Source organism: Ruminiclostridium josui JCM 17888, assembly GCF_000526495.1.
Classification (GTDB): domain Bacteria; phylum Bacillota; class Clostridia; order Acetivibrionales; family DSM-1351; genus Ruminiclostridium; species Ruminiclostridium josui.
Map to the genome: position 1 here is coordinate 3,521,810 of NZ_JAGE01000001.1, position 11,977 is coordinate 3,533,786.

General features: G+C 34.5%; 13 protein-coding genes and 1 pseudogene. 13 read left to right on the plus strand and 1 reads right to left on the minus strand.

The genetic code is table 11. The annotated features are described in order from the left end of the window. Nucleotides 1-140: 140 nt before the first annotated feature. From K412_RS20955 to K412_RS0115995, 11 genes and pseudogenes are all read left to right on the plus strand, one after another. Nucleotides 141-2,123, plus strand: a complete 1,983-nt coding sequence (locus tag K412_RS20955) for an AIPR family protein (protein ID WP_051461033.1) — start codon at nt 141-143, stop codon at nt 2,121-2,123. 136 nt (nt 2,124-2,259) lie between these two features. Further along, a pseudogene (locus K412_RS23075) lies at nt 2,260-2,328 on the plus strand (SEC-C metal-binding domain-containing protein); the annotation flags it as partial. A gap of 772 nt (nt 2,329-3,100) precedes the next feature. Continuing rightward, nucleotides 3,101-3,679 carry a hypothetical protein gene (locus K412_RS0115955; protein WP_024834025.1) on the plus strand — a complete coding sequence of 193 codons (579 nt, stop codon included), beginning with the start codon at nt 3,101-3,103 and terminating at the stop codon, nt 3,677-3,679. Then, nucleotides 3,676-4,284: a hypothetical protein gene (locus tag K412_RS0115960; RefSeq protein WP_024834026.1), complete on the plus strand. Its 609-nt coding sequence runs from the start codon at nt 3,676-3,678 to the stop codon at nt 4,282-4,284. The genes K412_RS0115955 and K412_RS0115960 overlap by 4 nt, the downstream gene beginning before the upstream one ends. Before the next feature lie 417 nt (nt 4,285-4,701). Then, entirely contained in the window at nt 4,702-4,944 is a 243-nt protein-coding gene (locus tag K412_RS0115965) for a DUF4314 domain-containing protein (RefSeq protein ID WP_051461056.1), read from the plus strand. Further along, nucleotides 4,937-5,209, plus strand: coding sequence for a hypothetical protein (locus K412_RS0115970; protein ID WP_024834028.1), 273 nt, complete (start codon nt 4,937-4,939; stop codon nt 5,207-5,209). Before K412_RS0115965 ends, K412_RS0115970 begins: the two co-directional genes overlap by 8 nt. A 21-nt stretch (nt 5,210-5,230) precedes the next feature. Further along, entirely contained in the window at nt 5,231-5,644 is a 414-nt protein-coding gene (locus K412_RS0115975) for a hypothetical protein (protein WP_024834029.1), read from the plus strand. A 23-nt stretch (nt 5,645-5,667) separates the two neighbouring features. Next, nucleotides 5,668-6,363 (plus strand): hypothetical protein, encoded by a 696-nt coding sequence (locus K412_RS0115980; RefSeq protein WP_024834030.1) that lies wholly within the window; start codon nt 5,668-5,670, stop codon nt 6,361-6,363. Nucleotides 6,364-6,524: 161 nt separating this feature from the next. Further along, the gene (locus tag K412_RS20960; protein ID WP_157833836.1) at nt 6,525-6,689 is read left to right on the plus strand and encodes a hypothetical protein; all 165 of its coding nucleotides are present in this window, start codon (nt 6,525-6,527) and stop codon (nt 6,687-6,689) included. 28 nt (nt 6,690-6,717) lie between these two features. After that, entirely contained in the window at nt 6,718-7,377 is a 660-nt protein-coding gene (locus tag K412_RS0115990) for a hypothetical protein (protein ID WP_024834031.1), read from the plus strand. Between the two features lie 422 nt (nt 7,378-7,799). Continuing rightward, nucleotides 7,800-8,201, plus strand: a complete 402-nt coding sequence (locus K412_RS0115995; protein ID WP_024834032.1) for a hypothetical protein — start codon at nt 7,800-7,802, stop codon at nt 8,199-8,201. Between the two features lie 96 nt (nt 8,202-8,297). Here K412_RS0115995 and K412_RS0116000 read toward each other — a convergent pair whose 3' ends face one another. Beyond that, nucleotides 8,298-8,639 (minus strand): helix-turn-helix domain-containing protein, encoded by a 342-nt coding sequence (locus K412_RS0116000; protein WP_024834033.1) that lies wholly within the window; start codon nt 8,637-8,639, stop codon nt 8,298-8,300. A 156-nt stretch (nt 8,640-8,795) separates the two neighbouring features. Between K412_RS0116000 and K412_RS0116005 the strand changes: the two genes are divergently transcribed. Beyond that, the gene (locus K412_RS0116005; protein ID WP_024834034.1) at nt 8,796-9,944 is read left to right on the plus strand and encodes an S-layer homology domain-containing protein; all 1,149 of its coding nucleotides are present in this window, start codon (nt 8,796-8,798) and stop codon (nt 9,942-9,944) included. 153 nt (nt 9,945-10,097) lie between these two features. Beyond that, a complete protein-coding gene (locus K412_RS22820) occupies nt 10,098-11,636 on the plus strand; it encodes a stalk domain-containing protein (RefSeq protein ID WP_024834035.1) in 1,539 nt (512 codons plus the stop codon). Nucleotides 11,637-11,977: the final 341 nt, after the last annotated feature.

Genomic DNA, 11,977 nt, shown 5'->3' on the forward strand with positions numbered 1-11,977 from the left:
CAGCAGTGCAATAAAGAGATTTTTCGCATATAGTAAAATTGACGGAAAATAGGTGGTATAATTTAACTAGAATACCAGTGGGCATTTATAGAAACATTGAAAATGTGGAGGGGTCAGCATGAATTATGAGCCAATAATAAATGCAAGGTTTAAAAAAATTCGTAAACAACTTTAATATTATTGAATCAGCAGATGGAGTAGCTTTTGAGAAGTTTGTAAACAGCAATATTTTAATGTCGCATCAACCTGACATTTTTACTGGGGATGCAGAAATGCTAGATATCATTACAGTTGGTGGACATAACGATATGGGGATTGATGGGTTAGCAATTAAAGTAAATGGGCTATTTGTTAAGAATATTGATGATGTTGAGGACATAGTAAAAAGGTTTAGAAAGGCAAATATAGAAATCATATTTATACAATCAAAGTATAAAGCTTTCTTCGACAAAGGTGAGTTTAATAATTTTATTGCGGGGGTACGTGACTTTCTTAATGATATTCAATTGCAGCCAATGAATGAAAAGATTAAAAGTATGCTAGAAATAAAGGATTATATACTTAGTGATGACATTATCATAATGTGGGAAAAAAATCCGGCTATAAGGTTATATTATGTAACCATGGGGAAGTGGAATGAAAGTCCTCACCAACTAGGTTTAGCCAAGCAATTTGAAAATGATATTATGGAAAGGAATACGTTTGAGCTATTGGGAATTCACTTTATTGATAGCGAACTTCTAAAAAAGATATGCGATTCAAATGAAAATAAGTTTGAGATAGCATTAAACACAATTGATACTATGCCACTACCTTTTGTAGAAGATGTTGATAATTCATGTATCGCATTATGTAATGGTAGTGAATATTTAAAACTTCTTACATCTGATGATGGGCTCATAAGAAAAACATTGTTTGATGATAATGTCAGAGATTATCAAGGAGATACAGGAATAAATAATGAGATGGAATCTACAATTTTTGCAGATCCGAATAAATTTGTTTTGTTAAACAATGGATTAACAATAGTTTGTGATGAATATACAACTAGTAACAGAAAAATTATTGTAAAAAACCCACAGGTAGTAAATGGTTGTCAAACAAGCCATGTATTATTTGACGCAAATCGAAAAGGTTATAATATAGATAATGTAGCACTAACAATAAAGTTTATAGCAACTAAAAAGCTTGATATAACAAATCAAATAGTTAGGGGCACTAACAGACAAAACATAGTTTACGATGTGGCTTTTGAGACAACAAAACAATTCCATAAGGATCTTGAAGAATTCTTTAACGATTATAGTATTAGCAATGTCAAATTATATTATGAACGCCGAGCAAGGCAATATCAACATAATCCAATGATTAAGCAAAACCAAAAAACTAATATGCGAGCAATAATCCAAGGATTTGTAGGTATGTTTTTATGTAATCCAGAAGTTGCACATAGACATGAATCTAGGCTCATTACCGAGTACCAGAATAAGGTGTTCTTGGATAATCATTCAAAATTACCATATTACATTACAGCACTTACATATTATAACCTTGAAGATTTATATTTGAAGAATAAATTGGACAAAAAGCTATTTTATGCATACAAACATCATTTGGCTATGATATTTAGAGAGGTAGTAGCTGGACAATGTCCCGATATTAATGCAACTAAAGCTATTGATGATTATTGTAGTGTAATTCAGGAAACATTAAAGTCTGAATATAAAACAGAAATCAATTTTATAAAAGCAGTAGAGATATTTAGTGATTGCAGAAAAGTATGGATAAATGAATATCAAAGAAGCCAATTCGGTATTAAAGATAATGCAGACTTTACAAAACTCTTGTTAAAATATATTGGAAGCAGGAGTAATACTAATTATACAGAATTAAAAGAAGACGAAAACTATAGATATACTGGATATGTATTAAATACGATAAAAGACCGGTTTGGAAATGACTGTGGTTTTATTAGTAGGTTGCCAAATAATATATTCTTTCATGCTAATTCAAACAGGGGTTTAAACTTCAACCAATTAAAAGGGAAACGTGTTACATATAAAGTCAATGTAAATCCAAAAGATGGTAGACTTTTAGCTGTTGATGTTGAGTTAGCAGGGTAGCGAAAAAGAAGAGGCTATCTGTAAATGAATATTACTGGAATACGATATTATTTTTATTATAAAGCCTTAGTATCTAGTCTATGATATTAAGGCTTAATATTAAAATTATAACGGATGATGGGGGTTAGGAATGAGTAAGATAGGAAGGAATGATCCTTGCCCATGCGGCAGTGGTAAGAAATATAAGCATTGTTGTATAGGGAAAGAACTACCGGAGTTTAATGAGGCTGATAATACAGACCTCTTTAATATAAGTGGTTACGGGTCGGAAGTTTATGAAAAATCTGAATTGGATAAATTCAGCAGGTTCTATATTGAAACCACGGCAGATGAAAAGTTTGAAGTAAGAAAAGTTGTCGATGGATACATTGTTAAAGATATAATTCCGCCAGTTAATACTATGTTGGCTAAGGACTATAAAACGATTGAGTTTAATGATATTCAGCGTCAAAAGCTATTGAAGCATAACCCAAACTACGAGCAAATAGATATTGGAAGGCACAATTATTTTGCTGGAATTGTTGAGGGTGGGCATTTCGGTTGGGAGAGAGCAGATGGGGATACAAGTTCAAGAGGGAAAATAAGTAAGCTGTTTATACGTCAAGCTCTTGGTAATTACATATTGAATGTAAACCTGTTTCCTCCAAAAGCTGAGTACAAATCTGTTGATGATTTTATACAGACTGGATTTTCAATATATACCCAAACGAGCAAACTTGATTTTACCAGTAAGGATGGAAAGTTATTCTTTGAGGATAATCAGGTATTTGCAGTGTTATCCCTTTATGATAAAGATTCTCTAAGCATTGATGACATGTTTAGTCAATCTCCAACAGAATATAACGTTTGCTTCGATGTTGTAATTGGGAAACCAATATTCATTTTAAAGGTTCAGGGTGAGGGACTTAAGATATCAGTCATTAATGAAAAAGTCATAGATATAACAAGTTTAAAAGTATAATGAAGGTGTTTCTGAGATGGAAAACATTCAGTTTAAAATAGATAGGGTGTTGAAGGACTTCTGGATCAACGTCTTACCAAAAGAATATAACAACGATAATCTTTTGAAAGAGGATTCCTTAAAGTGCCTCATGTACTATCACCTGAGGACACATTTAAGTGATGCCTGGCTGAACCGGCACAGAATAAGAATATATCCAGAGTTTATTCTAACACCGGGAAAGAGAGCGGATATAGCTATAGTTCAATTAATTCCTGCAGCACAAAGAGCAGACAAACATTTGTCGAATTGTGTAGAAAAAGTGTCGGCAATCATAGAGCTTAAATATAAATCAGCTGATGTAGCTGATGATTTCTATGCAGATGTTAAAAAACTGCATGACTACTCCAAGTTGTTCCCTGACAGTCAACTATATGCAGGGTTTATTCATGAAGAACGTTACAATGATGCAAACTGTTCATGGTTTGATGGCAGACAAACCAGTAAATGGGCAAAAGGTAGAGTTGCAGAAATGCTGGGGTACTGGGATGAAGCAACTGACAGCTTCACCACTAAGGTAATAGCATACAATGAAAATAAGGAGGCTGCTATATGAGTAATGAGGACATATTAAAGGGTTTAGGTACTGGAGAAGGTAGAATACAGGACATGTTAAAGGATTCAAGTGCTGGAGGGTGTAGAATACAGGATATGCTGAATGATTCAAGTCTTAAGTCTGCTGCGGAGATGTTAAAGGCAAATAGCCCAAGTTTACAGGATCAATTACAAGATATAGCATCAAAGAATCATGAGTATGTATATATGCCGGAAATAAAAACACCGGATTTCAGTTCAGCTCTTGCAAGCATTCATAAAAAGAATCAGGAGCGAGAGGAAAGAGAGATAATTAGGACTGAAAACTCTTCAAAATCCGTTTCATTACAAGAAGAACTAGTTAAGCAACAAAAAGAAATGATAGATATTTTAAAGACTAGAATAGATGCAGCAAACCATACTTTAGACTTATTATTAAATTCATTAGGCGCAAACGCACAAAAGACTCAGGAGGAATTAATTGAAAATGGGAGACTCCTTGGGGAATTAAGAGTTCTATTAGAAACAGATAAAAACGGTAATTCTATCAGGTCGTTCTTTAAAGATCATACAATAGAAGGTTTATCATTAGTGGCTCAGCTTTTAAGTATGATACTTTCTAAATAAAATACGAACGTTTATAAGTGAATCAGTTTCCAGCTGCACCTTGTGGCTGGTTTCTTATTATGTTAAGGTAAATCAATTTATTGAGAATACAACCTATACAAATGACAGTATTGCTGGGTTTGAGTAAAGTTTATTGATAGAAATTTTTGTTGTCAATTTTGAAAAATTCCGATATAATTTTGATGTGAAAGTGTTGGAAATAGTGGATTTCAGAGACGTTTGAAGAAAATTGAAGTCACTGGGGCAGTATAGCAAATCAATAATCTAAGCATTAAAGATTGAAAAGTCATATAGTGAAAAATGAGGGTTGCTTATTAATTTAAGCAGCCCTCCTGTATTTTTATGGAATGTTTAGAGTACCGGGTAAAAAGCGTTAGGTGAAGGAGGGATAACAGGATGGGAGTTGATATGTTAAGAATGGATTCACAATCTCGAGCTGCAATTATTGATAAATTGAAACGGGAATATCCTATAGGAACTCGAGTAGAACTTATAAAAATGGATGACCCTTATCCCTATAGGAAAATGCCTGTGGGGTTACAAGGAACAGTGACAGGTATAGATGATATTGGGACAATCTTTGTAGCTTGGAATAATGGCAGTACTTTAGGTGTTGTCTATGGTGAAGATAAGATAAGAAAGGTAGAGAATCATGTTTAGTTTAGGCAGAATTGTTTATACGCAGGGGGTAGCTGCTAAGATAGAAGATCAGACACTAACAAAACTTGATTTGCTGCAATTAATATTCAGGCACAAATCCGGTGACTGGGGTAATCTATGTCAGGAAGATAAAGATACCAATAGTTATGCTGTGAAACATAATGAAAGGATTTTTTCATCGTACATTATAAACGGCATAAAGCTCTATGTAATTACTGAATGGGATAGAAGCATTACAACAGTGTTGCTACCTCAGGAGTATTAGCTAAAGGCAGGTGAACATTAAGTGAACGACAATAAGGACGCTGAAGATATTCTATTTGAGGAGCTAGAAGGTTCAAAAGAAATTGTCAACATCATTAGAGTTGAAGAAGAATTATTATGTAAAGGAACTCTAGTTTGTGAGGAATCACGTATTGAAAACAAGTCTTTTGAAGAAGAGCTTGATTGTGAGGCAGAGATTGATATCTACATTATTAAAAGCATTGTAAATGATGTAGATACAGTACAGTTACTTAATGAAATTATATGTAATATTCAGGCATGTTTTACCGGAAATCATTCAAGTATTACTACTTCCACCTTACAAGACATTGAGTTTAACGCCATAAACAATAGATTATATTTGACAACTTTAAATTCTATATATGTATTCAAGGTTAATGAATGGTTATTAAGCGCATTTCCCACAAAAACATAGAAGAAGGGAGGTATCGGTCAGATATGGTAAATTTCAAGGAACTTGATAGGATTGAGCTTTCCATAAATGAGCTGTTCAGGCTCTTTGACTGGCGTGATAAAAATAAAGCACTGGTAAATAACTATAAACAGGTCATTCCAGAGGGCATAGTTGAAGTTAAAGGTGGCATGACCATTTATTTTAAGTTCCTTAATGAAACTATAACTGTTTATGAAGCATACACTGAGGGGCAAACTGTTTGTAAGCTTAAAACAGAGCGTTTAGGCGGGCACTATAGGGTCTTAGAGAGCTGGATTAATCAAGAGATGGTTACGGCTTTCAAAATTTTTGATACTAGCTTTGATGAATTGGATCTTATAGCTGATACCTGTACAACAATCTCCTCAGTGATGACCTATTTGGAGCATTTCAAAAGTGAAGTCATAATCAGGCAACAACCAATTTCTATGACTAATACTCAGAGACGAAAGGCCATATGGCATAATAAGCAAAATAATGTAGCTAAGCTTATAAAGCTTCAACGAACAATATATAAGATTCCTGATGGTGCCAGGCATACCAATCCTGATAAACTTCCAAGACAAAAGCATACAGATAGTTGGGGAGTTCGTGGACATCAAAGACATTTAAGGGATGGCAAAGTAGTATGGGTTAAGCCATATACAAAAGGGAATGGAGCGGTTAAGAAACATAAGATTTACAAAATTGATGACATATAAATAGCTGAACCACAAGCGAAAACTTGTGATTCAGCTATATTTTTAAGGTCATAGATATTCAACTGTAATAAAATAAGCATCCTATTGTGAGGTTGATATCGAGATATGGAGGTGATATAAGCAGCAATTGTAAAATGTTAGGAAGAAAGGAGGAGGTGTGGTTGAGCCATCCGCAATGGTGCGGTAAAGCATGTGGCGAATGTACAAGCAGCTGTTTACTTGACGAATCAATACCCTGTTCACCCGATTGTGAAGGGTTAAATCAAGTAACAGGAGAACCGGACTCAATTTATTGTAAGAGTTGTGAGGCAATTACAGGTAAGTAAAAAAATAAGCGTTAGGGAGGTCGTATCTATGATACAGACAAATAAAGTTGTACCGTTGATGAAAGAACTAATATATCACATTCATGCTGAGGATTCAGATAATATTTCTATGCTCAAGGCGGTTGTAAAGGTGCAAAAGGTAATGTTGGATGCAGCGGCAGATATGCTTGAGAGTAAGGCTTATAATGACTGTAATATTTATTTACTACAGGATATGATAAAGTATAATGCAGTTATTTTAAAAGCATACAATTTACTATTTGACACAATGAAGATTACAAATATCAGCAACGAGGAAAAGGACACCATATTAAGCATGATTGCGGACATGAATGATATTGATGATGGAAATGAAATTGTAGAGTTACTCAATGAATTTTATGGAATGCACCAGCAAGAGCCAGCGGAAACAGTACAAACTATTGATGAAATGGTAGAAGAGTTTGCCGAGGCAATATCAAAGATACAAATACCTGATGATATGTTGGTAAATGACGTTCCTGAAGGAGAAGTAACCTCAAGTGAGCCTCAGGCTGAAAATGTTCAAGTTGATGAAACTGTTATTGATGAAAGTAAGACAGCTGTTGAAAATTGTGGAGCATCGGAAGAAGCTGAATCAAGCGAAATACCTAAGGACTCTAAGTCAGCCAAGAAATCAACAGGAAAAAACCGATCAACAAAGAAATAAGGCTTGCATTCATTGAAAAAGGCTCTTTGTTTACCGGAGCCTTTTTCTTATGGGGAAACCCATATTAATTAGGGAATTTACAGGAATTAATCTTTTAATATCATTGTATTAGCAGCATTATTTATTTTAGTAATTTAGCAGGTGTTCAAAAGATAAAAGCAGTTATTAAGCAGAGATAAGTTACCATCATGTTGAACTATTTGAAGGCTAAAGTTGATAAGTTAATGAATGTAAGCTATTTTTCTAACTACATATATGAAAAATAGGGGTAGCAGTTGATTAAAAAAGCTATAGCAGTTAATATGGATTTTTAATTTCAAAATAAAAAATAGTATGATGGGATTGAAATAAATGGTTTATATACCGATATAAGTATGTGGAGGACTTGTAATAAAATAGTTCTTATAGTTAAAGGAGGGAGCATGGATAATATAAGATCATATAAAAGGGGTTTAGATTTCCCCAATGAAGGGTTTATACAAGATTCTATTGAAAAATATTTCATTAAATTGGGGTATAAGCAGCTAAATGAAAAGTTTTCTGACTTTGCATGTGTCAATTCAAACACTGAAGAAAAATGGATTATAGAAGCAAAGGGAAAGACAAAAGCAATAGGCCTAGATTTTAGAACATGTTTAGGTCAGCTAATTCAAAGAATGGATTCTAGAGATACCCATTATGGAATTGCAGTACCAAATCTTACTCAATATATCAATCAATGCAGAATGGTAAAACGATGGATACGTAATGAATTAAATTTATACTGGTTATTTGTAGATAAATACGGAAATGTGGAAGTGTTTGAACCTGACAAAGAACTTTAATATAGTATAACCAGCAACCTCGATTGGTAGATAGGTAAAAGATTGGCTCTGTGAGTGGTTTAACACTCACAGGAGGCAGTTAATTTGAGGATAATACTATTTTGGTTCTTGTTCACTAATCAGAAGTTCAATAAATTTAGAAATCAGGCGGACATTTTTATCATTGCATTTTGCAAGTAACCTCGCAATATTGTCATTTATGTACTCTCTGGAAGAGTAGGTAAAGACGCTGTCTACAAGTAAAAAGTCAGGTGTAACATCAAGAGCATTACAGATTTTAACCAGTGTTTCAAGACTGGGTATCGAATGATTGCGCTCAATGTTACTAATATAATTGTTTGATAAGCCTGTAATCTCTGCAAGCTGTTCCTGTGTTAGACATTTATTTTCACGTGCATTTTTAATTCTAACTCCAAGCATTTTATAATCTATATTCATTATCATCACCGAATAAACTTTATCAATTATTGCTTGAAGGATAAACAAACTGTAAGTGTAATTACACTTGAGGTTAGAATCAACTTTTTATATAATAGAAATAAATTTTGGAAAGAAATTCTATAGGTTTATATCCTTATCGGTGGAGGGGAAAAAATGAGTCAATGGTATATAAGGGTTGCAAAAGTTACAAAAATTCTTATGGCTATATTAATATGTTTGATTACATTAGTACAGGTGAATGTAGCTGATGCTGAGGAGCTTACACAAGATTTCAGTGATGTTAAAAAGACTGACTGGTTCTACGGTCATGTAATGGATGCACGTAGGGCAGGTTTAGTAGAGGGAACAGGAAACAACATGTATAAACCTAACGAAGATATCACATATGCACAGTATCTCACGATTATATCAAGGATACTGGACGAGACAGTAGACAGCAAACCGGTATCAAATCCTTGGTATGCTAAGTTCATTGACTCAGCAAGAGGTTTAGGGGCTCTTGATAAAAATGAGAACGTGAACGCGGTAATAGCGATACCCAGAGAAATGATGATTAAGTACACCTGTAAAGCGTTAGGTATTGAGCCTTACACAGGAAATGAAATAATATTCAACGATGTAAAACCTGAAGATGCAGCTTACCTTAATGCGGCATATCATGAGTATTTAACAGAAGGCACAAAGGTATTGGGAAAAGACAAGAGAAACTTTGGTTTTGGTGAAACTGCAACACGCGCCCAGCTCGCTGCTATGGCACTTCGCATCAAAGAGTATCATGAAAACCCAGTGGCTTATAAGGAAAAAGCAGCTCAGGAAAGAAAAGCAGCAGAAGCAAACTGGCAAAAGGCAGAGGATGCTAAAAAGGCACAATATTCAATAAAATCTACTGATATCCAAGGCAAGATGGTGAGCGCTGAAAAATCAAGAATATTCATTGAAGAAGCCTTAAAAGGCATAAAAGTGAACTCGGATATGTCAGTAACAGTTACTATTCCAGATATTCTTCCGGAAGGTTGGGTATGGAGAATAAGAGTCGGGTGCACAGAAAAGGACGGAAGTTGGGGAACACTTATTACTACTAGTGATATAGTGGTAGGGCAAACAATAACAGTTAAACCATACACAGCAGCATCCAACATCAAAGAGTATACAGTAAAAATAGAGTTTGATAACGGTATAAGCACCGCATTCAAAGGTGGTGTAGGGTCTGGAATGTACATTTCTAAAGACTTGATAAAAGGTGGGAAATACGTCTACGTATACGGAAAAGGCTTCACAGAGAGACCAAGCTACAATCCCTAGTCTAAAGATTGAACAATAGAGTATAAATGTATACAAAAGGGGTTTAGATTACCCCAATGAAGGGTTTATACAAGATTCTATTGAAAAACACTTTTTTCAATTGGGATATAATACAAAATTTACTAAAAAAACAATCAAAAGGGTGGGAAATCAATGAAAAAATCTTTATTATCACTTGTATTAGCACTGGTAATGGTTGTGAGTCTATGCAGTACGGCTTTCGCTTATGAGAATATAGGTATAGACAGCAGCTTAAGCCCAGAAGGCAGGGCTACTTTAAAATATCCCGAGGTATATTACAAGGTAGCTAATAGAATCTATAATGACTACATGGCGGGAAAGACTACAACAGAAATATGGCTCAAGGGTGTGGAATTTAAAGCAATTCAATCAAATGGTGACGACTATGTAAATACTATACTATCAAGGTTAGACGGTACAGTAGCGGATTTGACCGTCACAAAAGATGGAAATATCACTAAGATAAAAGCCGTGACACGCACGATGAAAGACTATATCAATTCAGACAAGTTAAATGAGGCATTAGACAAGCTGATAGCAGAAACAGACAAGTTCAGTAACATAAAAGATAAACTTGGTTACATTAATGATAAAATTGCTAAAGAGTGTGAATACGACAGAAGTGTTCTAGGTCAAACGGCTGAAGATGTATTAATAAATAAAGCGGCTGTATGTGGTGGATTTGCTAACTTTGTACATGAGGTATGCAAGCGGTTGGGTGTGAAAGAGTCACCCATAATGACCAAAGATGGATATCATATATTCAACATAGTACATGTGGATGGTAAATGGCAAGTGTGGGATTTAACATATTCTGTATCACTTAAAGCAAATCACGGTAAGCAGGTACTTTATCATGCGGAGCCGAGGGCAGACGGAGAGTGGGACATGGTAAAGGGACCTGGAGAAAGACAATATTTCTTAATGGAAATAGGCACACCAAGATATGCAAAATACATTAAGGATATTGGAACGACAGATTATGACTTCGGTCTATCAGAAGCTTTTAAGTCTATCAAATATCCGGGAGAGGGCAAATTAGACTTGTCACTAACAGGTTTAGAGGTACCCGTTACTTCAAGTGGAGAAACACCTAAACCAACAGAACAGCCTAAACCGACTCCAACTCCTACACCTGATAACAGTGGGGTAATATCCATAGTAGTAGACGAGAACGGTAACCTTGTTATAGTTGACCCTAATAAACCGAAAGAAACACCTAAACAAACACCTCCTGCAAATGTAAAAGCTAAGCCTACAAAGTCAAGTGTTGTAATAGACGGTAAAAAAGTAGCTTTTGAGGCATATAATATCAATGGTAATAACTATTTCAAATTGAGAGACATAGCAGCGGCTATAAACGGAACCAAAAAGAATTTTGAAGTGCAATGGGATGGCGCAAATAACGCTATACAGATAACTAAGAACAAGAAATACACTGTGACCGGTGGTGAACTTGCAGTAGCTCAAAATCCAACTGAAAAGGACGCAAAGCTAACTACATCTAAGATATATGTAAATGGCAAGCTGGTTAATTTTACTGCTTATAATATAAACGGTAATAATTACTTTAAATTAAGGGATGTAGCAGCAGAAATTAATTTTGGTGTCTTATGGGATGGAGCAGCTAACACTATAAGGGTGGATACAAAGGTAGATTACACGGAGTAAAAAGCATTCAAATAGTTTTCAGGTCAAAAACTACAAGTGAAGATACCAATAGATAATTAAACGGTAATCTGGCGGGTATAAAATGAATTTAATATTTTCTAATAAGTTACAACATTTAAAATGTGTTGTAGCTTTTTTTATTGCTTTTTAAGCCTAAAAAGTTACATATTATTTAATAATTATTAGATGTGAAATAAGGGGTTAATGGAACAAGTGATACAGTAGGAAAATAAAAACTGGCTTTAAAAGCAGGAGCTGTTAAGTTTTTAGTAAAGACAGGTATGCAATATGAGTAATGCATTACTGAATAATATCAGTAGGGAAGATCAGTAGCAATGCAC